Raw genomic sequence first — 25,960 nt, 5'->3', positions numbered from 1 at the left:
ATGACCGACCAGCAGCCCGGCAGGCACATGGCGGCCGAGATCGACCAGCAGCCCGGCATCTTCGCCGCGCTGGTGGACCGGCGGGCCGAGATCGCCGAGGTGGCGCGAGCCATCCGCGACCGCGGCCCCCGGTTCGTCCTGCTGGCCGCCAGGGGGTCCAGCGACCACGCGGCGCTGTACGCCAAGTACCTCACCGAGGTGCTGCTGCAGCTGCCCGCCGGCCTGGTGTCGCCGTCCACCACGACGCTGTACGGCGCCCAGCCGGACCTGACCGACGTGCTGGTGGTGTCGGTGTCGCAGAGCGGCGGCTCACCGGACCTGCTGGAGGTCACCGAGTCGGCGCGGGCCAGGGGCGCGCTCACCGTGGCGGTGACCAACACCCCCGACTCGCCGCTCAACGGCGCGGCCGAGCTGTCGGTGGACGTCGGCGCGGGCGTGGAGCACGCGGTGGCCGCCACCAAGACCTACTCGGCGACGCTGCTGGCGCTGTACCTGCTGGTGGACGCGGTGCGCGGCGGCGACGGGCGGCACGCGCGCGACCTGGGCGAGCTGGCCAGGTCCACTCTGGACACCTCGGCGGACGCGGTGGCCGAGGCGGTGCGGCGGTACCGGTTCGTGGACCGGGTGCTGACCACCGCGCGCGGGTACTCGCTGCCCTCGGCGCTGGAGTCGGCGCTGAAGCTGGCCGAGACCTCCTACCTCGCGGCCCGCGCCTACAGCGGGGCGGACCTGCTGCACGGGCCGGTGGCGGCGGTCGACGCCGAGACCGCGGTGCTGGCGGTGACCAGCACCGGCAAGGGCGGCGAGGCGCTGCACGACGTGCTGGACGCGGTGCACGGGCGCGGGGCGGACGTGCTGGCCGTCGGCTCGGCCGCGACCAAAGCGTCGGCGGCGCTGCGCATCCCGGTGGCGGAGACCGCCGAGGAGGTGGCGCCGGTGCTGGAGATCCTGCCGGTGCAGCGGCTGGCGCACGGGCTGGCGCTGGCCCGCGGCGGCGACCCGGACAGCCCGCGCGGGCTGAACAAGGTCACCCGCACCCGCTAGCCGAGAAGGGCGGGCTCCCCTGGGGAGCCCGCCCTTCTCGTCAGCTCACCGGCCCGTCAGCTCACTGGCCGGCGGCGGCGTAGCCGAGCTTGCCGTCGGCGGGCACGGGCGCGTCGGCGTCGAAGACCACCTCGCCGCCCACCCAGACCTTGCGCGGGCGCAGCTCGTCGTCCCACCAGACCAGGTCGGCGACCGCGCCGGGGGCCAGCCGTCCCAGCCCGGTCTCGCCGATGGCGTCCGCCGGCACGATCGTCGCCGAGGCCAGCGCGTCGGCCAGGTCCACGCCCACCGACACGATGTTGCGCACCGCCCGGTCCAGGGTCAGCGCGCTGCCCGCGATGATCCCCTCGGGCGAGCGCGGCACGCCGTCCTCGGTCAGCACCACGACCTCGCCGCCCAGGTGGTAGCGGCCGGGCGGCATGCCCGCGGCGGCCATCGCGTCGGTCACCAGCGCCACCCGGTGGCCCGCCGCGTTGAACACCAGCCTGCACACGTCCGGCCCCACGTGCGCGAGGTCGGCGATCAGGCCGAGGGTGAACCGCTCGTCCACCAGCGCCACGCCGGGCACGCCGGGCTCGCGGTGCCCCAGCGGCCGCTGCGCGTTGAACAGGTGGGTCACCATCCGCGCGCCCGCCTCGGCCGCCGCGCGGGTCTGCTCGCCGGTGGCGTCGCTGTGCCCGACGGCGACCAGCACGCCCGCCTCGACCAGCCTGCGCACGGCTGCCATGCCGCCGGGCTGCTCGGGGGCGAGGGTCACCACGCGCAGAGCGCCGCGCAGGGCCTCGTCGTCGAGCAGCTGGTCGATCTCGGCCGCTCCGGGTTCCGCCATCAGCGCCGGGTTGTGCACGCCCGCGCGCTTCGGGGACAGGAACGGCCCCTCCAGGTGCACGCCCAGCGGACGCGCGCCGACGCCCTCCGGCAGCGCGGCCGACGCCGCCAGCACCGCCCTGGCCTGCCGGATGGCCACCGGCACCGGCGCGGTGATCAGGGTCGGCAGGAAGCGCGTCACCCCCGTGCGCGGGAGGGCTCGGGCGACGGCGAGCATCCCCTCGGCGTCCACGTCCGCGAAGTCGATCCCGACCGCGCCGTTGACCTGCACGTCCACCAGTCCGGGGGTGAGCAGGCCGCCGGTGAGCACTTCGGCCCGCGCGGGCGGGTCGCCCGCGAGCACCTCCACGATCCGGCCCGCCCTGACGCGCACGGACGCCGGACCGGTGATGGTGCGACCGAGCAGTGCTCGCGGAGCTGCGACAACCGTGTCCAAGGTCCCTCCTCAAATGGTCCAGACCATTATGGCCGCAATCCGCAGGCCACGTCACCCGTGGTGAGAAGATAACCGAATATAGTGAATCACGGTTAATGATCGTCAGCCACGGCGGCGTTCCGGAACGGCCACAGCCCCGCTGCCGTTGGCCATACTGGGCGCCGTGGCGGTGACCGACGACGCGATCCTGCGCGTCAAGCAGATGATCGTGTCCGGGGAGCTGAAGCCGGGCGACCGGCTGCCCCGCGAGGCCGACCTCGCCGAGCGCCTGGGGCTGTCGCGCAACTCGCTGCGCGAGGCGGTGAAGGCGCTGTCCCTGGTGCGGGTGCTGGACGTGCGGCAGGGCGACGGCACCTACGTGTCCAGCCTGCGCGCCGACGAGCTGCTCGGCGCGCTGTCATTCGTGCTCGACCTGCACCGCGGCGAGGACTCGGCGCTGGAGGTGCTCCAGGTCCGCCGCATCCTGGAACCCGCCGCCGCCGCGATGGCCGCGACGCGCATCGGCGAGCAGGAGCTGGCCGCGCTGCGGGGGCTGTGCGACGCCGCGGAGTCCGCGCGCACGGTGGAGGAGCTGGCCGGGCACGACCTGGAGTTCCACCGGGCGGTCGCGCGCTGCTCGGGCAACTCCTACCTGGCCCGGCTGCTGGACGCGCTGGCCGGGCCGACCGCGCGGGCGCGGGTCTGGCGCGGCATCGCCAGGGCGGGCGCGGTGGAGCGCACGGTCGCCGAGCACCGCGCGATCGTCGACGCGCTGGCCGCCCACCAGCCGGAGCTGGCCCGCTCCTGGTCCACGGTGCACGTGGCGGGCGTCGAGCGGTGGCTGCCCGACCTGGCCTGACCCGCCGCGCTCAACCCACCACGCTCAACCCACCACGCCCTGGGGAGCCGCGTCGATCACCTCGTCGAGCATCCCGCGAGAGACCTGCAGCTGCTCGATCACCGACGTGATCCGCTCGCGCTCCCGCCGCAGCTGCGCCACCAGCGTGGAGCACGTGGGCACCAGCCGCTCGCCGTCGTCGCGCACGCACGGCAGCACCCGCGCGATCACGGCGGTCGGCAGCCCGGCGGTGAGCAGGGCCCGGATGCGCCGCACCGCGTCCACGTCCGCCTCGCGGTAGACCCGGTACCCGCTGGGCAGCCGCTCCGGCGCGAGCAGCCCCTGCTCCTCGTAGTAGCGCAGCAGCCGCTCGCTCACCCCGGTTCGCCGGACCATCTCACCGATGCGCACGTGATCCGCACCTCCGCGCCTTGACCCTCACATCGGTGTCAGACTTTATCGTCGCCGCATGACCACCGGAACCAAGCTGCCGCTGGGCCGCGTCGTGCGCGGCTCCGGACCCGGCCTGCTGCTCGCCCACGGCGCGGGCGGCGGTGTCGACGCCAACTTCGGACCGATCCTGGACGGCCTGGCCGAGCGCCGGACCGTGGTCGGCCCCGACTACCCCGGCACCGGCCGGACCCCGCGCGCCGCCGGACCGCTGTCGCTGGACGGGCTGGCCGACGACCTGGTCGCCGCCGCGGTCGAGGAGGGCCTGGAGACCTTCGCCGTCGCCGGGTACTCGCTGGGCGCCGCGGTGGCGGTGCGCGCGGCCACCCGCCACCCCGACCGGGTCACCGCGCTGGTGCTCACCGCGGGCTTCGCCCGGCCCAACCCGCGGATGCTGCTGGCCGTGCGGCTGTGGCGGGAGCTGCTGGAGGCGGGTGACCGCGAGCGCCTGGCGGCGTTCCTGGCCCTGATGGCCACCGGCGCGCCCGCGCTGGACCGGCTGTCCCAGGAGGCGCTGGACGCCGCGGTGGCGGACACCGCGGCGTCGATCCCGCCGGGCACGGCGCAGCACGTCGACCTGGCCGCCGAGGTCGACGTGCGGGACGACCTGGCCGCGATCCGGGTGCCCACCCTGGTGGTGTGCACCCGGCACGACGCCCTGGTGACGCCCTTCCTCCAGCGGCAGCTGGCCGAGGCCACCCCCGGCGCGGAGCTGGTCGAGCTCGAGGCGGGCCACCTGCCCTTCGCGGAGCGGCCCGCCGAGTGGCTGGCCGCGATCCGCGAGTTCCTGGACCGCGGTCAGGAGAACGCCGCCAGGAGAACGCGGCGGTGGTGATGCGGGTGATGCCCAGGCCGTGCACCGCGTGAGGCCGTCGGTGCGGGGCCTCGTCGTCAGGGTCGCACGTCGCGCCTGCGGAAGTGGAACGGGCAGGTGGCCCCGCCGCGCGCGATGGTGGTCGGGCGGCGGAAGTCGATGCCGTGCCGGTCGGGGTCGATCGCGCTGATCCAGGCGGCGTCGAACTCGCAGAACACCGGCCCCAGCTCGGGCACCCCGCAACGCGCCAGCACCTCGACGTAGAAGCACCGCCGCACGTCCACCAAGTAGCGCTCGTCATCGTCGGCGGTGCGCTCGAAGGCGAAGTCGGCCCCGAAGTAGTTCTCCTCGCGGTCCTTGGAGTAGCCCACGATCACGGCGAACGGGTCCTCGGCCGCGTCCAGCGCGGCCCTGGTGCTGTCGTGGCCGTGGGGACGGGTCGGTTCGTGGAACGCCCGCGCCACGCGCACGAGCGCCTCCCGCTGCGGCATCCGGGCCAGCAGGCACTGGTAGCCGGCGACGACGACGGCGGTCAGCTCCAGGTGGGGGCTCCGCCCGCCGATGCCTGCGACGATCCGCTCCGCGCGGTCGTCCAGCTCGGTCAGCGGCACCTCGCGACCGATGTGCTCGCGGAACAGGGTGATGATGAGATCGTTCACGGTGGTTGTCCTTCGGTCCGCACCCGCGCACGCGCGGGACGGCCGGCACGCTCCAACCACCAACCTGGCGCCGACCAGGGTTGTCGGTACGAGGCCGGAATCTACACCCGCGCACCGGACGGCCGGCAAGCTGATCGCATGGATCTCGTGGTCGGTCTGGACGCGGGTGGCACGTCGACCAGGGCGCTGGTGCTGGACCTGACCGGCCGCGCGGTCGGCGTGGGCCGCGCGGGCGGGGGCAACCCCAACTCGCACCCGCCCGAGCGGGCCGCCGCGCACGTCGGGCAGGCGCTGCGGGAGGCGCTGGCGGGCCTGGACGCGGGCGGGGTGCGGGCGGGCGTGCTGGGCATGGCCGGGTCCAGCAAGCTGACCGACCCCCTGGTGGCCGAGCTGTACGAGCGGGCGTGGTCGGACGCGGGGCTGCGCTGCCCGCTGCGGGTGGTGACCGACTGCGAGGCCGCGTTCGCCACCGCCTCGGCGTCGCCGGACGGGACGGCGCTGGTGGCGGGCACGGGGTCGATCGCGGCGCGGATCGAGGGCAGGCGGCTGGTCCGCACGGCGGGCGGGTACGGCTGGCTGCTCGGCGACGAGGGCTCGGCGTTCTGGCTGGGCCGCGAGGCGGTGCGGGCGGCGCTGCGGGCGCTGGAGGCGGGTGAGCTGGACGGCCTGGCCGAGGCGGTGCTCGCGCTGGCGGGGGTGGCGCCGGGACCGGCGGCGTGGAAGCGGCTGATCACCGCGGTCAACGCCGAGCCGCCGATCCACCTGGCCCGGTTCGCGCCGCTGGTGACCGCGCACGCGGCCGAGCCGGTGGCGGGCGGGATCGTGCGCCGGGCGGCGCGCGTGCTGGCCGACCTGGCGATGGCCGCGCGGACCCCGGCGGAGACGACGCCGATCGTGCTGGTCGGCAGCCTGGTCGGGGCGCCGTCGCTGGGCGAGCGGCTGCGCGCGGAGCTGGCGGTGCGCACGGACGGCCCGGTGCTGGTGGCGTCCGAGGGCGCGGCGGGCGCGGCGTGGCTGGCCGCCGTGGAGCTGCTCGGCGACGACGCGCCCCGCCCGGTCTGAGCGCCCGGTCTGAGCGCCCCGACCGAGCGCCCCGGTCAGGCGGCGGGCTCGCGGGGGTGGCGCAGGCCGGGGTGGTCGGCCGGGAGGGTGCGGCGCAGGATCCACCAGCTCGCCGCGACGCACACGGCCTGCAGCGGCCAGGTCAGCGCCACCCGCATGATGCCGAGCACGAGCACCTGCCCGGCCAGCCACAGCGCCCCGAAGACCACCACGCGCAGCACGTACTGCCCCACCCACGGCCAGCTCGCGTAGCGGTAGGCGCGCAGCAGGTCCGGGTCGCGCCGCCAGCGGAACCTCTGCCCGGTCAGCAGGCCGACGACCACGCCGAGCAGCGGCCACCGCACCACGATGCTGGCCAGCCAGGCCAGCGCGCTGGCGGCGTTGAGGAACACCTGCACCAGGAAGAAGTCCTCGGCCCGGCCGGTGCGCAGCGCCACGTAGGCGGCCAGCACGACCAGGGTCACGCTGACCACGACACCGCCGACGCGCCCGCCCCGGAACAGTCGCACGCCGCCCACCGCGAGCCCGACGACGACGGCGGCGACCGCGCCCACCACCACGGAGCGCCCGCCCAGCAGCCACCCCGCGGCGAACGCCACCGGCGGCAGGGAGGCGTCCAGCGCCCCTCCCCTGCCGCCGAGGAGCTGGGCCAGCGACTCCTGCCGCGTATCGGTCATGCCTCCAGGGTGCCTTAGGGCGTCCTAACCTGACCAATGGACCCGTTTCGCCCATTGACCGCCGTGACCGGTCTCACTAGCGTGGCGAGAAATAGTCTGGAAAGTTAACAGACAGGAGTGGTCATGCGCGCGGGCAGCCCCCGACTGCTGCGGGAGATCAACGACCGCGCGGCGGTCGAAGCACTGCTGCGCAACGGCCCGCTCACCCGCTCCGAGCTGGAAGGTCTCATCGGCCTGTCCAAGCCGGCCACCGCCCAGCTGCTGACCCGCCTGGAGACCGAGGGCACGGTGCTGCGCACCGGCCTGCGCGGCGGCGGCCGGGGTCCGCGCGCCCAGCTGTGGGCGGTCAACGGCGCGCTGGCGCACGTGGCCGCGGTCGACCTCACGCCGGACGCGGTGGACGTCGCCATCGCCGACATCTCCGGCGCGCTGCTCACCGAGCACTGCGCCCCCATGCCGCGCACCGGCGTGGTGGAGGCGTTCCGCGCCGCGGTGGCCAAGGCCGCGAGCCAGGCCGGGCTCACCCCGGACGCGCTGCGGCACGTCGTGGTCGGCAGCCCCGGCGCGGTCGACCCGGCCGACGGCGGGCTCGACTACGCGCCGCACATGCCCGGCTGGGAGGGCTTCGACGTGCCCGGCGCGCTGCGGGAGGCGCTGGGCACCGGCGTCACCGTGGAGAACGACGTCAACCTGGTCGCGCTGGAGGAGATGGTGGCCGGGCGGGCCGTCGGCGTGCGGAACTTCGTCCTGGTCTGGCCCGCCGACGCGGTGGGCGCGGCGGTGGTGGTCAACGGCGTGCTGCTGCGCGGCGCGACCGGCGGCGCGGGTGAGATCGACGCCATGCGGGTGCCCGACCCGGCCAACGCCGAGACCGGCACCGGCCGCCGCGGCGGGCGCTACGGCGACCTGCTGGACAACGCCGCGGTGGTCAAGCTGGCGCGGGCGCACGGCCTGTCCGCCCGCTCCGGCGAGGCCGCGGTGCGCAAGGCGCTGGGCGCGGGCACGCCCGGCCGGGAGTTCCTCGTGGACCTGGCCCGCCGGATCGCCACCGGGGTGGCCAACGTGGTCGCCGTGCTGGACCCGGAGCTGGTGCTGCTCTCCGGCGACATCGCGCAGGCGGGCGGGACCGCGCTGGTGGACCTGGTCTCCGCCGAGCTGCGCACCCTGGTGGTGCCCCGCACCGCCGTCCGCCTCGCCATGGTCACCGGCAAGCCGGTGCGCTCCGGCGCGCTGCACTCCGCGCTGTCGGTGGTCCGGGAAGAGGTGTTCGGCCTGCCCGCCGCCACGACCGAGCCGTTCGGTCCCCGCTGAGAGTCCCCGCTGAGAGTCCCCGCTGAGACGAGGAGAGCACATGCGTTCACTCCCCCGCGCCGCCGCGGTGTCGTCGGCGGTGGCGTTGGCCGCGTCGTTAGCCGCGTGCGCGGCCGGTTCGGGCGGGAGCGGCCAGGGGTCCGGGCCCGCCGCCGCGCCCGCCCGTGACGCCGAGTTCTCCCTGACGGTGTGGAGCAACTACTCCGGGCGCGAGCAGGACGAGGTCACCAAGGCGCTGGAGAGCTTCAAGGAGAAGTTCCCCAACGCCGTGATCGAGCACCAGGGCAGCCAGGACGACGACAAGATCACCGCGGGCATCCGCGGCGGCAACCCGCCGGACGTGGCGCTGTCGTTCACCACCGACAACATCGGCCAGTTCTGCTCCAGGGGCGCTTTCCAGCCGCTCAAGCCCTACCTCGACCGCGACGGCGTCGACCTGGGCCAGATCCCGGACGCGGTGCGCTCCTACACCGAGTACAAGGGCAACCGCTGCGCGATGCCCATGCTCAGCGACGTGTACGGGCTGTACTACAACAAGGAGCTGCTGGCAGCGGCGGGCATCACCGCCCCGCCGAGGACGACCTCCGAGCTGCTGGACTTCGCCAAGCGCACCACCAGGCGGGCGGCCGACGGCTCGCTGGAGGTGGTGGGCTTCCTGCCCTCCATGCCGTTCTACGCCAACCGGCCGCAGATCTGGGCGCCGCACTTCGGCGCGGAGTGGGAGACCGCGGACGGCAGGTCCGGCCTGGCCACCCCGGAGTGGGCGGCGATGCTGGAGTTCCAGAAGCGGCTGGTGGACTTCTACGGCCACGACGCGCTGGAGCGCTTCCGCGCCGGGCTCGGCCAGGAGTACTCCGCCGACCACGCCTTCCACCGGCAGAAGATCGCCATGATGGTGGACGGCGAGTACCGCACGGCGTTCCTGGCCGACCAGGCCCCGGAGGTCGAGTTCGGCACCGCGCCGTTCCCCGTCCCCGACGACAGGCCCGACCTGTACGGCACCGGCTTCACCACCGGCACGATTATGGGCATCCCCAAGGGCGCCAAGAACCCCGGCGCGGCGTGGGAGCTGATCAAGCACCTGGCGCTGGACACCGACACCGTCGTCGAGCTGGCCAACGGGATCAAGAACATCCCCAGCACCAAGGCCGCGCTGGCCGATCCGGGACTGGAGGTGGACGAGAACTTCCGGACCTTCGTCGACCTGGCCACCAGCGGCAAGCTGCGGGGCAACCCGGTCACCCCGATCGGCGACGCGCACATCAAGGCCGTCGGCGACTTCGCCACCGCGTGGCAGGCGGGCCAGGTGCCCGACGTGCTGGCGGGCCTGCGGGAGGTCGACCGGCGCGTCGACGAGCAGATCGCCAAGAGCGGCAAGTAGCGGTGACCGCCCGCCGCCGCCTGACCGTCCTGGCCCTGCTGGCCCCGGCGGTCCTGGGCTTCGCCGCGTTCTTCGGCTACCCGCTGGTGGCCACGGTGGTGTTCTCGTTCACCAGGTACGACCTGATCAACCCGCCGGAGTGGATCGGCCTGGCGAACTACGAGTACATGCTGGGCGACGAGCTGTTCGCGCGGGCGGTGGGCAACACCCTGTGGTTCGTCGTGGTGCTCACCGCCACGCGCGTGGTGTTCGCGCTGGGCGTGGCGTCGGTGATCGCCCGGCTGAAGTCGGGCGTGGGCCTGGTGCGCACCTTGTGCTACCTGCCCTCGCTGGCCCCACCGGTGGCCGCGACCCTGGTGTTCTTCCTGGTCCTGCGCCCGAACGAGGGCCCGGTGGACACCTTCCTGGGCTGGTTGGGCGTCCAGGGCCCGCTGTGGTTCGCCGACCCGGCGTGGGCCAAGCCGGGCATCGCCGCGGTGGTGCTGTGGGTCTCCGGCGACCTGATGATCATCGTCCTGGCGGCGATCCTGGACGTGCCGCGGGAGCAGTACGAGGCGGCGGAGCTGGACGGGGCGGGGCCGCTGCGGCGGTGGTGGCACATCACCCTGCCGTCGATCTCGCCGGTGCTGCTGTTCGGCGTGGTCAACTCCATCATCCTGGCGCTGCAGCTGTTCACGCAGGCGGTGGTGGCCGGGTCGGCGGCCAGCGGCTCGGCCGACGTCACCGGCAGCACGAAGGACCTCGGCTTCCCGGAGAACTCGACGCTGACGTTCCCGGTGTGGCTGTACGCGCAGGGCTTCCGCTACTTCGACATGGGTTACGCGGCGGCCATGGCGACCGTGCTGTTCGCGGTGTCGTTCCTGGCCACCGCGCTGCTGGTGCAGCGGATGCGCCGGGCCACCCACCAGGAGGAGGGGGCGTGACCGCCGCGTCGGGACGCGCGCCGAGGGACTGGCGCGGCGCGCTGGACTGGGTCGCGGTGCACAGCATCGGCATCGCGCTGGGCCTGATGTTCACGCTGCCGATCGTGTTCGTCCTGCTCACCGCGGTGATGCCGGACGAGCAGGCGTTCACCGCCGACCTGTGGCCGCGCGAGTGGCGCTGGGGCAACTTCGTCGAGGTCTTCGAGCGGGCGCCGCTGCTGACCTACCTGGGCAACAGCATGCTGTACGCGCTGCTGGCGACCGCCGGGATGCTGCTGTCGTCCATCCCGGCCGCCTACGCGCTGGCCAAGCTGCGCTGGCGCGGGCGCGACGCGGTGTTCCTGCTCGTGGTCGGGGCGATGATGCTGCCACCGCAGGTGGTCGCCGTGCCGCTGTACGACGCCTGGTCGGGCCTGGGCCTGACCGGCACGCTGTGGCCGCTGGTCGTGCCGTACTTCCTGTTCGACGCGTTCAGCGTCTTCCTGCTGCGCCAGTTCATGCTCACCATCCCGCAGTCCTATGTGGACGCTGCGCGGGTGGACGGGTGCACGGAGTTCCAGGCGATGCTGCGGGTGGTGGTGCCGATGGCGCGGCCGGGCATCGCGGCGACCGCGCTGTTCTGCTTCCTCTACACCTGGAACGACTACTTCGGGCCGCTGCTCTACACCAGCGAGCGGCCGGACGAGTGGACGCTGTCGCTGGCGCTGTCCTCGTTCAAGGGGATGCACCACGTGCAGTGGAACCTCGCCATGGCGGTCACGTTGCTCACCATGCTCCCGGCGGTGGTGCTGTTCGTCCTCGCGCAGCGCTCGTTCGTCAGGGGGATCACGTTCACAGGAGTCAAGGGTTGAAGCTCACCGTGGTCGGTGGGGGGTCGACATACACCCCCGAGTTGGTCGACGGCATCGCGAACAGGCGCACCAGCCTGGCGGTCGACGAGATCGTGCTGGTGGACCCGGACCAGCGGCGGCTGGCGGTGGTGGGCGCGTTCTGCCGCCGCCTGCTCGCGCACGCCGGGCACCCCGCGCGGGTGCGCACCACCGCGGACCTGGCCGAGGGCGCCGAGGGCGCGTCCGCGGTGCTGCTGCAGCTGCGCGTGGGCGGGCAGCGGGCGCGGTTGTCCGACGAGACGTTCCCGCTGCTGTGCGACTGCGTGGGGCAGGAGACCACCGGCGCGGGCGGGCTGGCCAAGGCGCTGCGGACCGTGCCGGTGGTGCTCGACATCGCCGAGCGGGTGCGCGCGGTGGCGGGCGCGGACACCTGGATCGTCAACTTCACCAACCCGGTCGGCATCGTGACGCGGGCGCTGCTGGAGGCCGGGCACCGCGCGGTGGGGCTGTGCAACGTCGCGATCACCTTCCAGCGCTGGGCCTCCGCGCTGCTGGGTGTCACGCCGGAGGCGGTGGAGCTGGAGCACGTCGGCCTGAACCACCTGTCCTGGGAGCGCGGCGTCCTGGTCGACGGGGTGGACCGGCTGCCGGAGCTGCTCGACGGCCACGGCGACGCGCTGGCCGAGCACATCGGCCTGCCCGCGAACCTGATGCGACGGCTGGGCGCGGTGCCGTCGTACTACCTGAAGTACTTCTACGAGCACGACGAGGTGGTGGCCGCGCAGCGGACCGGGCGGCCGCGCGCGGAGGTCGTCGCGGAGGTGGAGCGGGAGCTGCTGGCCGTCTACCGGGACGAGGCCGTGGTCACCAAGCCCGAGCAGCTGTCCCGGCGCGGCGGCGCGTACTACTCGGAGGCGGCGGTGCAGCTGGTGCACGCGCTGACCGGCGGCGCGGGCGCGCAGCGGCACGTGGTCAACGTCCGCAACGGCGGCACGCTGCCGTTCCTGCCCGACGACGCGGTCGTCGAGGTGCCCGCGGCGGTCGACGCCTCGGGGGCGACACCGCTGCCCGCGCGGCCGGTGGGCCCGTCGATCTCCGGGCTGGTCTCGCACGTCACCGCCTACGAGTTCCTGGCGCTGGAGGCGGCCGTGCGCGGCGGACGCGACCGGGTCTTCGACGCGCTGCTGGCGCACCCGCTGGTGGGGCAACGCGCCACCGCCGAGCGGCTGGCCGACGAGCTGGTCGCGCGCAACCGGCACCTGCTGCCCTGGGCGCGCGGGTGACGGCCGCACGGGTGCTCGCCATCGACGGCGGCAACAGCAAGACGGCCGTGGCGCTGGTCGACACCTCGGGGCGGGTGCTCGCGGACGTGCGCGGGCCGGGCGCCTCACCGCAGAACGTCGGCCTGGCCCGCGGCCTGGAGGTGTTCGGGGAGCTGGTCGCCGAGGCGGCGCGGCGGGCCGGGCTGCCGCCGGGCGAGCGGGTCGCCGCGCACACCGCCGCCTACCTGGCGGGCGCGGACCTGCCGCGCGAGGAGGAGGACCTGCGCGCCGCGATCGGGGCGCGCGGCTGGTCGGCCACCACGGCGGTCGGCAACGACACCTTCGCGCTGCTGCGCGCGGGCACCCCCGACGGGGTGGGCGTGGCGGTGGTGTGCGGGGCGGGGATCAACTGCGTGGCCGTGGCGCGGGACGGGCGCACGCACCGGTTCCCCGCGCTGGGCCGGATCTCCGGCGACTGGGGCGGCGGCGGGCACATCGGCGGTGAGGCGCTGTGGCTGGCGGTGCGCGCCGAGGACGGCCGCGGCGAGCCGACCGCGCTGCTGCCCGCGCTGCGCGCCCACTTCGGCGTCGGCGCGCTGGCCGAGGTGGTCGAGCGGGTGCACCTGGGCGAGCTGGAGTTCGACCCGCACCCGTTGTGCCCCTTGCTGTTCGAGGTGGCCGCGGCGGGCGACGCGGTGGCGCGGGCGGTGGTGGAGCGGCTGGTCGAGGAGGTCGTGCTGCTGGCGTCGGTGTCGCTGCGGCGGCTGGCGCTGCTGGCCGAGCCGGTGACCGTGGTGCTCGGCGGCGGTGTGCTCACCGGCACCGGTGGGGCGGTGGTGGGCGCGGTGCGGCGGCGGCTGGCGGAGCTGGCCCCGCGAGCCGAGGTGCGGGTGGTCGACGTGCCGCCGGTGGTCGGCGCGGCGCTGCTCGGGCTGGACGCGCTCGGCGCGGCGCAGGGGGCCGAGGAGAGGCTGCGCGCGGCCTACCGGGACCGGCTCGCGGGGGACTCGGCGGCGGGTGGCCGCCCCACCGGCACGGGCGGGTAGACCGAGGTCAGGGCCACGCTGGGTGTCCCGATGCGCACGGACGGCAGCAGCGCCGCACGGCTCGGCGACGAGCTAACCGTGATGTTCGTCGCAGTTGTCGTGGTGGTGGTCGTCACCACCTCGGAGGTCTTCGGCGGCGACGTAGCGGGGCGCGGCGCGCGGGTGGTCGCGATGGTCGTCGGGCGGCCGTGGAAGTCCAGCGGTGGTCCGTCCACAAAGGACTGTGACGGTCCCGGACCTGGCTCGACCCGCGTTTTCCCCGGTGGGCGCGGGCCGGGCGCGGTGAGCGCGAAGCCGATGGCGAACCCGGCCAGCACGGTGATCGCGACGCAGGAGATGACGGGGAGCGGCGGGCGGCACGGCTGGCAAGGCTAGGCCCGCCGACGGGGCGAAACGCCCATCGACGCTCAGAGCTCCCACCATCGGGTGACTTTCGAGCAACGGTGTCGTCAACCGACGCTGGCGTAGGTCGACGCTGCGGGAGCATGCTGTCCAGCGCGTCACAGGGGGTGTGCGCCGCGCGGGAGGGGAGGGGCTGTGCTGGCACTGGACAGCTACGTCGCCTTGGGCGACAGCTTCACCGAGGGCATGGACGACCCCGCGCCGGACGGGACCTACGTCGGCTGGGCCGACCGGCTGGCCGCGATGATCTCGTCCCGGCAGCGGGGTTTCCGGTACGCGAACCTGGCCATCCGGGGCAAGCTGCTGCAGGAGATCGTGGACGAGCAGGTGCCGCTGGCGGTGGCGCTCAAGCCGCAGCTGGTCACCTTCTGCGGCGGCGGCAACGACCTGCTGGTGCCCGGCTCCGACCCGGACGCGCTGGCCGAGGTGTACGAGATCGCCGTGGCCGAGCTGCGCGCGGCCGGGTGCGAGGTGGTGATCTTCACCGGTTTCGACACCAGGAACACCCCGCTGCTGCGGTCGCTGCGCAGCCGGGTCGCGGTCTACAACAGCCACCTGTGGTCGGTGGCGCAGCGCTACCACTGCCGCGTGGTGGACCTGTGGTCGATGCAGGTGCTGCACGACCGGCGGGCGTGGAGCGAGGACCGGCTGCACCTGTCCTCGGAGGGCCACCGCCGGGTGGCGCTGCGCGTGGCGGAGGTGCTGGGCCTGGAGGTCGCGGAGGACTGGAACGCCCCGTGGCCGCCGCTCGCGGTGGAGGCGGACTGGATGACCCAGCGCAGGCACGACTTGAAGTGGGCCCGCGAGCACGTGGTGCCGTGGATCGCCAGGCAGCTGCGCGGGGAGTCCATGGGAGACGGCATCGCTCCCAAGCGCCCGGAGCTGCTGCCCGTCGTCGGGGAAGGCTGAGCGGGACGGGCCGAGCGGGACGGGCCGAGCGGAGCCGGTTGGCCGGCACTCTCCCCCGAATGCCGGCCAACCGGGTTCGGGTGGCATCCCCCCTGGCTTCTCCCCGGTGCCACCCCGGACGCCGCCGCGATGCGGTGATCAGCGTCCGATTACAAACTGCCACGACATGCCCCACCGGAACTAAACGGTGGCTAAAACCCCGAGGTCGACTCGACCAGCGCGGCCCAGTCCCCGTCCAGCGAACGGGTCTGGCAGTAGGCGCGGGCCAACCGGAGCAGCTGCCGGACCTGCCGGTGCAGGCCGTGCTCGGCGGCGGCGCGCACCAGGGCGACGACGTTGGGCCACTCCTCGTCGAACCAGGACAGCGCTTGCCCGGTGGTAGCGGCCAGGTACTGCTCGACCAGCCTGCCCACCGCCGTGGCGCAGCTGTCCGGCGCCTCCTCGGCGATGACCTCCTCGGCGTAGAGGCGGACCAGGTCGTGCAGCACGTACCCGCCGCGCCACTGCTCGACCAGCAGGTGCGCGTCGGCCAGGTCGGCCAGCCTGGCCGCGGCGGTGCCCAGGTCGGTGCGGCACACCGCGGCGACGGCGCGCGGGCTCACCCACCGCCCCGGCAGCGCCCCGGCGGCGCGGAACGCGGCGGCCAGCTCGGGGGGCAGGTTGCGGTAGGACACGGCCAGCGCGCGCCCCACGCCCATGCCCGCGTCGGCCAGGTCGAGCACCCGCAGCCGGGCGCCCTCGTCGGCGAGCTGGGCCACCAGCGCCTCGACCGTCCACTCCGGACTGAGCACCAGCTTGGCCGCGGCCACGCGCAGGGCCAGCGGCAGCCGGTCGCAGTGCGCCACCAGCTCACGCACGGCCGCCGGTTCCTGCTCCGACAGCGGTTTGCCCACCACCTCGTCGACCAGCCGGACCGCTTCCTCCTCCGACAGCGTGCTCAGCGTCAGCATCCGCGCGCCGTTGCGGACCACCAGCGACTCCAGCCGCCGCCTGCTGGTGACCAGCACCATCGACCCCGCGCCGGGCGGCGTCAGCAGCCGGACGTGCTCGGGGGCCCACGCGTCGTCGAGCACCACCAGCACCCGCCGCCTGGCCAGCACCGAGCGGTACAGGCCGACGCGGGTGTCCAGGTCGCGCGGCACGCCGTCGGCGGGCACGCCCAGCGCCAGCAGGAACCGGGCCAGCACCTCGGCGGGCTCGGCCCGCGCGTGCTCGTCGCCCGCGAACCCGCCCAGCGAGGCGAACAGCAGCCCGTCGGGGAACTGCCCGGACCGGCGGTGCCCCCAGGTGATGGCCAGCTCGCTCTTGCCCACGCCCGGCGCCCCGGTGACCACGACGGTGGTCGTGGCGCCCCGGTCACGCACGTCGCACAGCCGGTCCAGCCAGGCCAGCTCCTCGTCGCGGCCGACGAAGCCGCTGGCCGCGGCGGGCAGCTGGGCGGGCACCACCACGCCCGCCCTCGGCGGCACCTCGACGGGCTCGGCGCGGCCGGCCGGGCTCAGCGCGGGGTCGTCGCGCAGCACCTGCTCGTGCAGCGCCCGCAGCTCCGGGCCGGGGTCGATGCCCAGCTCGTCCACCACCCGGCGGTGGAACCGCTGGTAGGCCTCCAGCGCGTCGGCCCGCAGGCCCGACCGGTACAGCGCCCTCATGCTGTGCGCCACCAGCCGTTCCCGGAACGGGTGCTCGGCCACCAGTCTGCGCAGCTCCCCCACCAGCTCCAGGTGGCGGCCCAGCGCCAGCTCCGCCTCGACGCGCTCCTCCAGCGCGGCCAGCCGCAGCTCCGCCAGGTCGGTGGTGGCGAGCTCGCCCGGCACGTCCCCCAGCACCGGCCCCCGCCACAGCCCCAGCGCCTCCCGCAGCAGCGCGGCCCGCGCCGCCGCGGGCTTGCCGCGCGCGGAGGACACCAGCTGCCGGGCCCGGTGGTAGTCCAGCCGCCACGGGTCCACCGCCAGCTGGTAGCCGGGCGGGGTGGTCAGTATCCGCGCCGAGCCGGTCGGGTCGGCCTCCTCCAGCATCCGGCGCAGCCGGGAGACGTAGCCGTGGACGATGGTGCGCGCGGTGGCGGGCGGGTCGTCGCCCCACAGCGAGTCCACGATCCCGTCGATCGGCACCACCCGGTTGGCCTCCAGCACCAGCATCGCCAGCAGCCCCCGCATCCCCTTGCGACCGATCCGCACCGGCCGCCCGTCCGCGAGCACCTGCAACGGTCCGAGCACGCCGAACTCCAGCCCGCTGCGGATCCGGTCGTCAGCCATGCCCCTCCCCCCGCCGTCGTCCGTGAACCGGTCACAGGTCAAGATGCCGACGGTGGTCGCGCAGATACCAACCGGTAGTCCTTGCTTGTTCAACTTCACCCGCTCCCCTCACCGGTCCACCGCCGCGGGGGCTAGGGTTTTGGCCCCGGACGTCGCAGTGCAGGAGGGCCGTTGGCGCGCGAGCCGATGAGTGTGGTCGACCGTGGCGCGGCATGTCTGCTGGGCGGTGCGCTGGGTGACGCGCTGGGCGCGCCCGTGCAGTACCTGGGCTGGGCGGACATCCAGCGCGACCACGGCCCCGAGGGCGTGCTGGAGCCGCCCCGGCCCGCGCTGGTCACCGACGACACCCAGCTCACCCTGTTCACCGCCGACGGCTACCTGCGCGCCTGGGTGCGGGGGCGCAACACCGGCGAGTGGGAGCCCGTCGAGGAGGTCTGGCACAGCTACCGGCGGTGGCTGGTGACCCAGCAGATCGCCGGGCCCGAGGAGGGCGCGACCGGCCTGCTGGGCAACGAGCGGCTCTACGCCAGCAGGTCGCCGGGGCTGACCTGCCTGCGCGCGCTGGCCGCCGACGAGCCGCCGACGCCCGAGGCCCCGCACAACGAGTCCTCGGGCTGCAACGGGGTCACCCGCACCGCGCCCGCGGGCTTCGCCCCCACCGCCGACATCGCCTACGACCTGGGTTGCCGGTTCGCCGCGCTGACCCACGGCGGCACCGGCGGCTGGGTGTCCGGCGGGGCGTTCGCGCTGCTGATCCACCTGCTCGCGGTGCGCGGGCGGCCGCTGCGCGAGGCGGTGGACCAGGTCATCGGGCGGGTGCTGCGCGACGACCCCTACACCGCCAACGCGCTCAACCGGGCGGTGCTGTTCGCCGAGGAGCACCGGGCGATGGGCTTCGACTCGGTGCGGGTGGACCGGCTGGGCAGCGGCTGGACCGGCCCTGAGGCGCTGGCCATCGCCGTGCACACGGTGCTCGTGCACGCCAAGGGCAGCGAGTTCGTCGACGCGCTGCGGGCGGCGGTCAACCACTCCGGCGGCAGCGACGCCACCGCCGCGCTGACCGGCAACATCCTGGGCGCGATGCACGGCACGGCCGCGCTGCCCAGGGACTGGCTGGCCGGGCTGGAGCTGGTGGACGTGCTCGCCGAGCTCGGCGCGGACCTGGGCCGGTCGGTGGTCGGGCTGGACTTCGACTACGCGCGCTACGAGTGAAGCCGGCCTCGGCGCGCACGTTCCCGAATGCGTGCGACCGAGGCCGGCTCTCCACCGGCGCGCGGCGGGTGACGCCCCGAGCGCAACACCCGGCGCGACCTGCGTGGAGCGGGAGATCCCGTGCGCCGAACCGTAGCAGAGCGGGCGTGTTCGATCACGCCCGACCTGTCGAGTTGCTGTCTAAGCCCCGCGGTGCCGTTGATCTCTTCGACCCGCGGGCCGCGTTGCTCCACCATGGTGAGGTGGACAAGGCCACTGCGGTTCGACTGCTCGTCGTCGACGACGAGCCCCACATCGCCGATCTGGTGGCCACGGTCGCCCGGTACGAGGGCTGGCAGGCGGTCACGGCGGGCAGCGGGGAGGCCGCGCTGCGCGCCGCGGGCGACTTCCACCCCGACATCGTGGTGCTCGACCTGATGCTGCCCGACCTGGACGGGTTCACCGTGCTGGACCGGCTGCGCGGCGGCGGCGCGATGGTGCCGGTGGTGTTCCTCACCGCCCGCGACGGCACCGCCGACCGGGTGGCCGGGCTGACCAGGGGTGGCGACGACTACCTGGTCAAGCCGTTCTCGGTGGAGGAGCTGATGGCCCGGCTGCGGGCGGTGCTGCGGCGCACCACCGGGCCCGCCTGGAAGCGGTCCGTGCTCAAGGTGGCGGATCTGGTGCTGGACGAGGACACTCGCGAGGTGCGTCGCGGCGACAGGCTGGTCTCCCTCACCCCCACCGAGTACGAGCTGCTGCGCTACCTGATGCGCCGCTCCCCCACGGTGCTGACCAAGGCGCAGATCCTGGACCACGTGTGGGAGTACGACTTCGGCGGCCGGTCCAACGTGGTCGAGCTGGTGATCTCGCACCTGCGCCGCAAGCTCGACGTGGACGGCGCCGAGCCGCTGATCCACACCGTGCGCGGGGTGGGCTACGTGCTGCGCCTGGCGCCCGCGTGATCGGCCTGCCCCGACGCCGCCGGATGCGGCTGGTCACCCGGCTGGCGCTGGGGTTGGGGGCGCTCGCGCTGGCGGTGTTCGCCGTGGTCGGCACGGTGATGGTCACCAGCATGCAGGACTACCTGGCGCGCAAGCTGGACGAGCAGATGCGCAGCACGCAGATCGCCCAGGAGAAGGACGTCGAGAAGTTCGGCGACCTGCGCGGGATCACCTACGGCTGGTTCTCCGCGGTCTACGACGTCAAGGACGGCGTGGCCACCCCGCGCGACACCGAGGACCTGCCGCCGCAGGGCGCCGTGCAGATGGCCCAGATGGCGCGGGAGGTCGGCGGCGCGGGCAAGCCGCTGTTCAAGACCGTGCACCTGGGCAGCGACGTCTACCGGGTGCGCGGCTGCCCGTCGGCGGAGGGCGTGGTGCTGGTCAGCGCCGCGCCGATGAACGACCTGGCCAACACCACGCGGCAGCTGGTGCTGGTGGCGGTGTCCACGTTCGCGCTGGCGCTGGTCGCGCTGGTGGTGGTCGGCCGGGCGCTGCTGCGGCGCGGGCTGCAGCCGCTGAGCGAGATGGCCCGCACCGCCCACGACATCACCTCGCACGACCTGACCGACTCGGCCCGGCTGCCGGTGCGCGCCCAGGGCTCGCCCGGCGGCGTCGAGGTGGACGAGCTGCGGATCGCGTTCAACAAGATGCTGGAGCACATCGACTCCTCGCTGGCCGCGCGCACGGCCGCCGAGCAGCGGCTGCGCCGGTTCATCGCGGACGCCTCGCACGAGCTGCGCACGCCGCTGACCTCGATCCGCGGCTACGCCGACCTGTTCCGCTACGCGGCGGCCAACGCGCCCGCCGAGCGCGAGGCGCACCTGGAGAAGCTGCGCTCGGAGGCGGCGCGGATGAGCGTGCTGCTGGACGAGCTGCTGCTGCTGGCCCGGCTGGACTCGGCCGACAAGGAGCCCGCCCTGCGGCTGTCCCCCGGCGACCTGGTCGAGCTGGCGCACCAGGCGGCGGACGCGTTCCGCGCGGCCAGGCCGACGCACCCGCTGACCGTGACCGCGGGACCGGACCCGGTGCTGCTCCCGTTCGACGCGGTGCGGCTGCGGCAGGTGGTGGACAACCTGCTCACCAACGCCGCGGTGCACACGCCGCCGGGCACGGCCGTGTCGCTGTCGGTGTCGACCGCGCCGGGTGAGGCGGTCGTGCGGGTCAGCGACTCCGGTCCGGGCATCCCGGCCGCCGACCAGCCGCGCATCTTCGACCGCTTCTACCGGGTCGACGACTCGCGCACCCGCGACCGCGGCGGCAGCGGCCTCGGCCTGGCCGTGGCGCACTCCCTGGTGGTCGCCCACGGCGGCACCGTCGCGCTGACCAGCTACCCCGGCTCGACCACCTTCACGGTCCACCTGCCCCGCGCCGACCCGCCCGCGACCCCCTCGGCGAACACCCCGGCGACCGCTCCCGCCGAGCAGCGCCAACTGCTGTCCGGCCGGGCGGAGTAGCCGATTCCTCCCCTTCCCCGCCCATGATCGCTACCGTGGTGGCCCGTGGGCGGTGTGCGGCGCTGGGCGCGTTCTCGGCTGGACTACCTGGTGTTCCTGGGCTCGCGCGAGTGGCCGGTGCTGGTCGCCGGGGTGGGCGTGCTGCTGGGCGCCATGACCGTGCTGCCCAGCTCGATCGGCGTCGCCCTGTCGGTCGTCGCGCTGGTGCTGGGCGTGCTGACCTTCACGCGGGACGTGCGGCTGCTGCGGGCCCGCTGGTCGGCCTACGACTTCTCGGTGATCGCCGCGCCGTTCCCGCACCAGGAGGTGCCGCCGCCCGCGGGCTTCCCCGAAGGGCGGTACCTGGCCGTGCCCGGCCGGGGCACGGCGCTGGTCAGCGACGTCGTGGACGAGGGCCTGCGGGGGCACGACTTCCCGGTGGAGCTGGCCGAGGAGCGCTACCGGCTGCCACCCCGGCTGCGGGCCACCGCGCCGCACGTCCTGCCGTTGCGCGCCAGGGGCAGGCTGCTGTTCAACGGCGCGGTGGTGGGCCTGCGCGACGACCCGCTGCCCGGCGCGAACCCGCTGCGGCTGCACCGCGCCCGGTTCTTCGACGGCGAGTGCTCCAACGAGCTGTGCGGGCTGCGCATCGCCGACCGCGGCACGGGCGAGGAGTTCGACGCCCGGCGCAGGCTCCTGGTCGACGCGGGCGGGCGGCTGCGGTCGCTGGCCGAGAGCGAGCTGGCCGACCCGGTGGGCATCTCCACCGTCGCGCTGACCACCGACGACCACCTGGTGCTGGTGGTGCAGTCCCACCGCAACGCGGCCAGCCAGCTGCTCGTCGCCCCCTCGGGCAGCGGGTCGCTGGAGCCGCGCGACCTGGCGGGCACGCTGGTCGACTCGGTGCGCGCGGGCATGGAGCGCGAGCTGTGCGAGGAGACCGGCCTGCGGGCCGATGAGGTCGCCTCGACCCGCGTGGTCGGCTACGCGCGCTGGCTGGAGCGCGGAGCGCGGCCGGAGTTCTTCGGCCTGACCCGGCTGACCGCGAGCAGCGCCGAGGTGCGCGGGCGGCGCGCCAAGGGCGCGGAGCGGCTCTACAGCTCGCCGGTCCTGCTCGTGCCCGTGGACCTGGCCGCGCTGGGCCGGGGCCTGCGGGCGGGCGCGGACCTGCTCGCCCTGCTGCCCCAGCGGCTGCGCGAGGACGGCTCGCTGCCCCTGCTCCTGGCGCTGCGCGCGGCCGCCCTAGCCGACCTCGGATGAGCGGGCCCAGATGTTGATGCCGGACTCGACGGCGTGCTCGTCGATCGCGGCCAGCTCGTCGTCGGTCAGCGGCGGCGCGTCCAGCGCGGCCACGTTGTCCTCCAGCTGCCGCACCGAGCTGGCCCCGATCAGCGCCGACGTGACGCGCTCGTCGCGCAGCACCCAGCTCAGCGCGAGCTGGGCCAGGGACTGGCCGCGCCGCCGGGCGATGTCGTCCAGCGCCCGGACGTGGGTCAACGTCCGCTCGGAGAGCATGTCCGGCGACAGCGACTTGCCCTGCGCGGCGCGCGAGCCCTCGGGCACCCCGTTGAGGTACTTGTCCGTCAGCAGGCCCTGGGCCAGCGGCGAGAACGCGATGCAGCCGGTGCCGGTCTCGGCCAGCACGTCCAGCAGCCCGTCCTCGACCCAGCGGTTGAGCATCGAGTAGGAGGGCTGGTGGATCAGCAGCGGCACGCCCTCGGCGCGCAGCAGCTCCGCCGCCTCCCGCGTCTTGGCCGCCGAGTAGGACGAGATGCCGACGTAGAGCGCCTTGCCCTGGCGCACCGCGCTCACCAGCGCGCCGACGGTCTCCTCCAGCGGTGTCTCGGGGTCGAACCGGTGCGAGTAGAAGATGTCGACGTAGTCCAGGCCCATCCGGCCCAGCGACTGGTCCAGCGAGGCCAACAGGTACTTGCGCGAGCCCCAGTCGCCGTACGGGCCGGGCCACATGTCGTAGCCCGCCTTGGTCGAGATGACCAGCTCGTCGCGGTAGGGCTTGAAGTCGCTCGCCAGCAGCCTGCCGAAGTTGGCCTCGGCCGAGCCGTAGGGCGGGCCGTAGTTGTTGGCCAGGTCGAAGTGGGTGATGCCCAGGTCGAAGGCCCGCCGCAGGACGGCCCGGCCGGTCTCCAGCGGCCGGTCGTCGCCGAAGTTGTGCCACAGGCCCAGCGAGATCGCGGGCAGGCGCAGGCCGCTGCGGCCGCAGCGGCGGTAGGTCATCCGGTCGTAGCGGGCGGCGTCGGGGAGGTGGACCATGCGCCCACCTTGGCACGCGGGTGGTGGGACCGCCGAGGAGGCGGTCCCACGCCCGGTCGTGGAGCCGGTGGCGGGACTTGAACCCGCAACCTTTCGCTTACAAGTTCTCGGGATGATCGTTCAGCAGGGTACGTAGACGTACGTTTTCCCTGGTCAGAGCTAAGGCTGCAACACTGTGGCACGGGTTGAACCGCGCCGTACTGAGACCCGTTCTGAGACCCTTCCGCCGCACCCAAAGCCCGCACGTCGGGCCACGGCGACCGGCCTCTAGCTCTGTGGGTCTAGATCTAGACCCACAGAGCTAGAGCTAGACCCCCGTCTAGAACCTCAAAGCGGGGCTGACCTGGCCTCTAGGGCCTAGACCTCCTACAGGGATGCGGCCAGGGAAGCGGCCAGGGAGGCAGCAGGAGACAGGGAAAAATCCCTGACCGCCTCCCTGGCCTACTTCCCTGGCGTCACCTCGGACAACCCCAGACAGGGAAGATCATCAGAGTCGACAGGGACCTACCGGAACCGTCCTCACGGGCGCTGTCCACTCCCCTGCCCGTGCCTCCCTCTCTGACCGCCCCACTGGGACCACTACCCGACATGGCCGATCGACGCCCTACGGCCATCTCAGCGCCCGTTCAGCGTAGTTCTGCGGGCTGTGGTGACCGCGCTGGGAGTGAGCCGGGGGACGTGACGCCAGGAAGGCCGCTGAGGAACCGTCACACAGGACCTCAACGAGTTAGGCCACCGGCACTACCTCGAACGGCCCCGGTGCGGCCCGCGCCAGCGGTCCCGCCAGGCGACCTAACTCGGGTAACTCACCTAACTTTGCCCTGGTCAGCAGCTGTCCACCCACGTAGGACCAGCGAGTTAGGAACCTAACTCGCCCCGAACCTGCTGCTCACGCGGGGGACGTGACAGCGTCAGTCGCCATGCACAAGCCGGTTGTAGCCCTGCTGACCGTCCAAGTCGAGCCAAGCTTCAGGGGCTACGGTCGGCATGATCCCGAGGTTGCGCAGCAACGTGCTCGCAGCTGTCATCCGCTCCACCGCGCTGCCGCCGTCACGATCTGGCCGCAGACCGCGCTCAACGAGAAGCGCGGCCACCTCTTCAACGAGACGACGCGGGTCATACGTCTGGATAGTCTCCGACATTACGCGGGCTCCTCACTGGTCCACTGGTTTCCGGTAATGCGTTCGTACACCTCGACGTAGCGTGCGCGCGTCGCGCTCACGATCTCCTCGGGCATCTCCGGGCCTGGCGGGGTCTTGTCCCACCCAGTAGTCAGCGACCAATCCCGTACGAACTGCTTGTCAAAAGCGTGTTGCGCCCGCCCCGGCTCCCACTCGTCAGCAGGCCAGAAACGCGAGGAATCCGAGGTCAGCACCTCGTCTCCGAGAGTCAGGGTGCCGTCTTCGGCAAACCCGAATTCCAACTTAGTGTCAGCGATGATGATGCCGCGCTGTGCGGCGTGCTCCGCACCCTTGGTGTAAATTTCAATCGTCAGTTCACGAAGCCGTTCGGCAGTTTCAAGACCGATGTCGTTCACCACATCGTCAAAGGTGATGAACTCATCGTGCCCCGTGTCGGACACCTTCGTGGTCGGCGTGAAGATAGGCTCCGGCAGCCGACTGCCCTCCAACAGGCCAGGAGGCAGCGGAACACCCGACACAGCACCGGTCGCCTGATACTCGCGCAACCCGAGTCCCGCCAGGTAGCCGCGTGCGATGCACTCTACCTGGATCATCTTCAAAGGCTTACAGCGAACGGCCCTGCCTCGAAACTCCTCGGGAACGTCATCGGTGGAGATGACGTGATTAGGAACCACGTCACGCAACTTGTCGAACCACCACGCCGACAACTGCGTCAGGAGCGCGCCTTTGTCCGGAACCGGAGTCGGCAGGGAAACGTCATAGACGGACACCCTGTCGGTTGCGACTAGCAAGATATCGCCGTCGATTTCGTAGAGGTCGCGCACCTTGCCACTGTGGATATGCTTCATTTCACTTCCTCATTGGCGTACTCGTAAAACACCCAGTGGTCAGGCAGCGCAGTTGATTCCCCATATTCAAGGACTGAGCCCTCACTGTCCACAAACCTGTTACGACTGACAAGCACAGCCGATCCGACCGGTACGCGCAACTCGGCGGCCTCATCCTCGGTGGCAAAACCGGCGGCATGTTGCACATACGTCATCACAGCTAGCCGCCCGGTCTGTTCCTCCACATACCGGGCGGTGCCTTGAACGATCCGTTCAGTGGACAACAACAAAGGACAGCTTGCGGCTAGCGCACCGTCGAACCACGAGACCGAGGTAGAAACCGGGGTGTCGTCTGCGGTGTAGGTCGTTCGCTGCCGCCGGATGGCCGGTGCTCCCTCCTGGATGCCCAGCGCATCGGCCACGAGGTCGGGCGCGGGACTGAGAGCGGCCGTGCGAATCCTGGCGTAGTGGCCAGGCGGGTAGATCTTGCCGGTGCGGTGGATCGCGATGCTTCGATCGCGGGCGGAGTGGTGAAGCGCCCCCTTCGTCTGCACAACCGTCCCCACGCCGCTCACGGCGCGAGTCAGTCCCTCGGATCGCAGGGTGGCCAATGCCTTCGTAGCCGTAGCCAGCGCCACCCCCCAGGTTCGGGCGATCTCCCGCGCTGAGGGCACGAGGTCACCGTCCTTGAGTGCGCCAGCCTTGATCTGCTCCCGGATGTGTCCGGCGACCTGCAAGTACGGAGGCTCCGCACGTTCGATGGTGGGCACTGCTGGCTCCTCTACGGACTGAGCGCGTCCTAGCACGCACACTGTATCAGTCACTATTTCCGCAGGTCAGCGGTGATCTTTCGGAGTGCACTAGAACACCACTTGCAGGTGTACTAGCACGCTGCTACTGTTCCACCTGTCGCACCGGTTGCACCGGTAGCGGCAGACAGCAAAAGCCCCGGCGGTGTTGGCGCACCGGCCGGGGCGGCAGATCAC

The 25,960-nt window shown here is 73.3% G+C and carries 25 protein-coding genes; 16 read left to right on the top strand and 9 right to left on the bottom strand.

Annotated features, from left to right (window positions below; translation table 11 throughout):
• Positions 1-1,044 carry an SIS domain-containing protein gene (locus JOF41_RS33060; protein WP_209623698.1) on the top strand — a complete coding sequence of 348 codons (1,044 nt, stop codon included), beginning with the start codon at positions 1-3 and terminating at the stop codon, positions 1,042-1,044.
• A gap of 61 nt (positions 1,045-1,105) precedes the next feature.
• Here JOF41_RS33060 and nagA read toward each other — a convergent pair whose 3' ends face one another.
• Positions 1,106-2,308, bottom strand: coding sequence for an N-acetylglucosamine-6-phosphate deacetylase (nagA, locus tag JOF41_RS33055; protein WP_209623697.1), 1,203 nt, complete (start codon positions 2,306-2,308; stop codon positions 1,106-1,108).
• Between the two features lie 163 nt (positions 2,309-2,471).
• Here nagA and JOF41_RS33050 point away from each other — a divergent pair, with 163 nt between their 5' ends.
• Positions 2,472-3,146, top strand: coding sequence for a FadR/GntR family transcriptional regulator (locus JOF41_RS33050; protein WP_189221170.1), 675 nt, complete (start codon positions 2,472-2,474; stop codon positions 3,144-3,146).
• A 24-nt stretch (positions 3,147-3,170) separates the two neighbouring features.
• Here JOF41_RS33050 and JOF41_RS33045 read toward each other — a convergent pair whose 3' ends face one another.
• Positions 3,171-3,536, bottom strand: a complete 366-nt coding sequence (locus JOF41_RS33045; protein ID WP_189221171.1) for a MerR family transcriptional regulator — start codon at positions 3,534-3,536, stop codon at positions 3,171-3,173.
• Positions 3,537-3,594: 58 nt separating this feature from the next.
• Between JOF41_RS33045 and JOF41_RS33040 the strand changes: the two genes are divergently transcribed.
• Positions 3,595-4,410: an alpha/beta fold hydrolase gene (locus tag JOF41_RS33040; protein ID WP_189221172.1), complete on the top strand. Its 816-nt coding sequence runs from the start codon at positions 3,595-3,597 to the stop codon at positions 4,408-4,410.
• 56 nt (positions 4,411-4,466) lie between these two features.
• Here the strand turns inward: JOF41_RS33040 and JOF41_RS38010 are convergent, their stop codons facing one another.
• On the bottom strand, positions 4,467-5,048 hold the full coding sequence (locus tag JOF41_RS38010) for an L-2-amino-thiazoline-4-carboxylic acid hydrolase (RefSeq protein WP_209623696.1): 582 nt from the start codon (positions 5,046-5,048) through the stop codon (positions 4,467-4,469).
• A gap of 138 nt (positions 5,049-5,186) precedes the next feature.
• Between JOF41_RS38010 and JOF41_RS33030 the strand changes: the two genes are divergently transcribed.
• Complete coding sequence (locus tag JOF41_RS33030; protein WP_209623695.1) at positions 5,187-6,110, top strand: N-acetylglucosamine kinase; 924 nt, start codon at positions 5,187-5,189, stop codon at positions 6,108-6,110.
• A gap of 35 nt (positions 6,111-6,145) precedes the next feature.
• Here JOF41_RS33030 and JOF41_RS33025 read toward each other — a convergent pair whose 3' ends face one another.
• Entirely contained in the window at positions 6,146-6,787 is a 642-nt protein-coding gene (locus tag JOF41_RS33025; protein WP_209623694.1) for a DUF3159 domain-containing protein, read from the bottom strand.
• A 123-nt stretch (positions 6,788-6,910) separates the two neighbouring features.
• On the opposite strand from JOF41_RS33025, the gene JOF41_RS33020 reads away from it, so the two are divergent.
• The 8 genes from JOF41_RS33020 (at position 6,911) to JOF41_RS32985 (ending at position 14,851) form a co-directional block, all read left to right on the top strand.
• Positions 6,911-8,098: an ROK family transcriptional regulator gene (locus JOF41_RS33020; RefSeq protein ID WP_209623693.1), complete on the top strand. Its 1,188-nt coding sequence runs from the start codon at positions 6,911-6,913 to the stop codon at positions 8,096-8,098.
• A 40-nt stretch (positions 8,099-8,138) separates the two neighbouring features.
• Positions 8,139-9,479 carry an ABC transporter substrate-binding protein gene (locus tag JOF41_RS33015; RefSeq protein WP_209623692.1) on the top strand — a complete coding sequence of 447 codons (1,341 nt, stop codon included), beginning with the start codon at positions 8,139-8,141 and terminating at the stop codon, positions 9,477-9,479.
• 2 nt (positions 9,480-9,481) lie between these two features.
• Positions 9,482-10,402 (top strand): carbohydrate ABC transporter permease, encoded by a 921-nt coding sequence (locus JOF41_RS33010; RefSeq protein ID WP_189221176.1) that lies wholly within the window; start codon positions 9,482-9,484, stop codon positions 10,400-10,402.
• Complete coding sequence (locus JOF41_RS33005) at positions 10,399-11,253, top strand: carbohydrate ABC transporter permease (protein ID WP_229794880.1); 855 nt, start codon at positions 10,399-10,401, stop codon at positions 11,251-11,253. The genes JOF41_RS33010 and JOF41_RS33005 overlap by 4 nt, the downstream gene beginning before the upstream one ends.
• Positions 11,250-12,515 carry a 6-phospho-beta-glucosidase gene (locus JOF41_RS33000; RefSeq protein ID WP_209623691.1) on the top strand — a complete coding sequence of 422 codons (1,266 nt, stop codon included), beginning with the start codon at positions 11,250-11,252 and terminating at the stop codon, positions 12,513-12,515. Before JOF41_RS33005 ends, JOF41_RS33000 begins: the two co-directional genes overlap by 4 nt.
• Complete coding sequence (locus tag JOF41_RS32995) at positions 12,500-13,540, top strand: N-acetylglucosamine kinase (protein ID WP_244992614.1); 1,041 nt, start codon at positions 12,500-12,502, stop codon at positions 13,538-13,540. Before JOF41_RS33000 ends, JOF41_RS32995 begins: the two co-directional genes overlap by 16 nt.
• 30 nt (positions 13,541-13,570) lie before the next feature.
• On the top strand, positions 13,571-13,915 hold the full coding sequence (locus tag JOF41_RS32990; RefSeq protein ID WP_209623690.1) for a hypothetical protein: 345 nt from the start codon (positions 13,571-13,573) through the stop codon (positions 13,913-13,915).
• Positions 13,916-14,077: 162 nt separating this feature from the next.
• Positions 14,078-14,851 carry an SGNH/GDSL hydrolase family protein gene (locus JOF41_RS32985; RefSeq protein WP_189221179.1) on the top strand — a complete coding sequence of 258 codons (774 nt, stop codon included), beginning with the start codon at positions 14,078-14,080 and terminating at the stop codon, positions 14,849-14,851.
• Positions 14,852-15,042: 191 nt separating this feature from the next.
• Here JOF41_RS32985 and JOF41_RS32980 read toward each other — a convergent pair whose 3' ends face one another.
• Positions 15,043-17,106: an AfsR/SARP family transcriptional regulator gene (locus tag JOF41_RS32980; protein ID WP_229794884.1), complete on the bottom strand. Its 2,064-nt coding sequence runs from the start codon at positions 17,104-17,106 to the stop codon at positions 15,043-15,045.
• Between the two features lie 186 nt (positions 17,107-17,292).
• On the opposite strand from JOF41_RS32980, the gene JOF41_RS32975 reads away from it, so the two are divergent.
• The 4 genes from JOF41_RS32975 (at position 17,293) to JOF41_RS32960 (ending at position 21,994) form a co-directional block, all read left to right on the top strand.
• The gene (locus JOF41_RS32975) at positions 17,293-18,318 is read left to right on the top strand and encodes an ADP-ribosylglycohydrolase family protein (RefSeq protein WP_229794886.1); all 1,026 of its coding nucleotides are present in this window, start codon (positions 17,293-17,295) and stop codon (positions 18,316-18,318) included.
• 242 nt (positions 18,319-18,560) lie between these two features.
• Positions 18,561-19,262 (top strand): response regulator transcription factor, encoded by a 702-nt coding sequence (locus JOF41_RS32970; protein WP_189221181.1) that lies wholly within the window; start codon positions 18,561-18,563, stop codon positions 19,260-19,262.
• Positions 19,259-20,755, top strand: a complete 1,497-nt coding sequence (locus tag JOF41_RS32965; RefSeq protein WP_443705754.1) for a sensor histidine kinase — start codon at positions 19,259-19,261, stop codon at positions 20,753-20,755. The genes JOF41_RS32970 and JOF41_RS32965 overlap by 4 nt, the downstream gene beginning before the upstream one ends.
• A gap of 45 nt (positions 20,756-20,800) precedes the next feature.
• Positions 20,801-21,994, top strand: a complete 1,194-nt coding sequence (locus JOF41_RS32960) for a hypothetical protein (RefSeq protein ID WP_209623689.1) — start codon at positions 20,801-20,803, stop codon at positions 21,992-21,994.
• On the opposite strand, the gene mgrA is transcribed toward JOF41_RS32960, so the two are convergent.
• The 4 genes from mgrA to JOF41_RS32940 all read right to left on the bottom strand — a co-directional run bounded on the left by mgrA (position 21,977) and on the right by JOF41_RS32940 (position 25,744).
• On the bottom strand, positions 21,977-23,005 hold the full coding sequence (gene mgrA / locus JOF41_RS32955; protein WP_189221183.1) for an L-glyceraldehyde 3-phosphate reductase: 1,029 nt from the start codon (positions 23,003-23,005) through the stop codon (positions 21,977-21,979). The two genes, JOF41_RS32960 and mgrA, sit on opposite strands and share 18 nt — an antisense overlap.
• Positions 23,006-23,916: 911 nt before the next feature.
• Complete coding sequence (locus JOF41_RS32950) at positions 23,917-24,147, bottom strand: hypothetical protein (RefSeq protein ID WP_209623688.1); 231 nt, start codon at positions 24,145-24,147, stop codon at positions 23,917-23,919.
• Positions 24,147-24,995 (bottom strand): phosphoribosylaminoimidazolesuccinocarboxamide synthase, encoded by an 849-nt coding sequence (locus tag JOF41_RS32945; protein ID WP_209623687.1) that lies wholly within the window; start codon positions 24,993-24,995, stop codon positions 24,147-24,149. Before JOF41_RS32945 ends, JOF41_RS32950 begins: the two co-directional genes overlap by 1 nt.
• Positions 24,992-25,744, bottom strand: a complete 753-nt coding sequence (locus tag JOF41_RS32940) for a GntR family transcriptional regulator (RefSeq protein WP_189221186.1) — start codon at positions 25,742-25,744, stop codon at positions 24,992-24,994. Before JOF41_RS32940 ends, JOF41_RS32945 begins: the two co-directional genes overlap by 4 nt.
• Between the last annotated feature and the right edge of the window lie 216 nt (positions 25,745-25,960).

The organism is Saccharothrix coeruleofusca (assembly GCF_017876325.1).
GTDB lineage: Bacteria > Actinomycetota > Actinomycetes > Mycobacteriales > Pseudonocardiaceae > Actinosynnema > Actinosynnema coeruleofuscum.
This window is presented reverse-complemented; position numbering and strand designations above follow the sequence as displayed.

What these genes read in the sequence shown, in the direction of transcription:
- JOF41_RS33060 (WP_209623698.1), top strand. Translation starts at nt 1, where the DNA reads ATGACCGACCAGCAGCCCGGCAGGCACATGGCGGCCGAGATCGACCAG.
- JOF41_RS33040 (WP_189221172.1), top strand. Translation starts at nt 3,595, where the DNA reads ATGACCACCGGAACCAAGCTGCCGCTGGGCCGCGTCGTGCGCGGCTCC.
- JOF41_RS33030 (WP_209623695.1), top strand. Translation starts at nt 5,187, where the DNA reads ATGGATCTCGTGGTCGGTCTGGACGCGGGTGGCACGTCGACCAGGGCG.
- JOF41_RS33025 (WP_209623694.1), bottom strand. Translation starts at nt 6,787, where the DNA reads ATGACCGATACGCGGCAGGAGTCGCTGGCCCAGCTCCTCGGCGGCAGG.
- JOF41_RS33020 (WP_209623693.1), top strand. Translation starts at nt 6,911, where the DNA reads ATGCGCGCGGGCAGCCCCCGACTGCTGCGGGAGATCAACGACCGCGCG.
- JOF41_RS33015 (WP_209623692.1), top strand. Translation starts at nt 8,139, where the DNA reads ATGCGTTCACTCCCCCGCGCCGCCGCGGTGTCGTCGGCGGTGGCGTTG.
- JOF41_RS32990 (WP_209623690.1), top strand. Translation starts at nt 13,571, where the DNA reads ATGCGCACGGACGGCAGCAGCGCCGCACGGCTCGGCGACGAGCTAACC.
- JOF41_RS32980 (WP_229794884.1), bottom strand. Translation starts at nt 17,106, where the DNA reads ATGGCTGACGACCGGATCCGCAGCGGGCTGGAGTTCGGCGTGCTCGGA.
- JOF41_RS32975 (WP_229794886.1), top strand. Translation starts at nt 17,293, where the DNA reads ATGAGTGTGGTCGACCGTGGCGCGGCATGTCTGCTGGGCGGTGCGCTG.
- mgrA (WP_189221183.1), bottom strand. Translation starts at nt 23,005, where the DNA reads ATGGTCCACCTCCCCGACGCCGCCCGCTACGACCGGATGACCTACCGC.
- JOF41_RS32950 (WP_209623688.1), bottom strand. Translation starts at nt 24,147, where the DNA reads ATGTCGGAGACTATCCAGACGTATGACCCGCGTCGTCTCGTTGAAGAG.
- JOF41_RS32945 (WP_209623687.1), bottom strand. Translation starts at nt 24,995, where the DNA reads ATGAAGCATATCCACAGTGGCAAGGTGCGCGACCTCTACGAAATCGAC.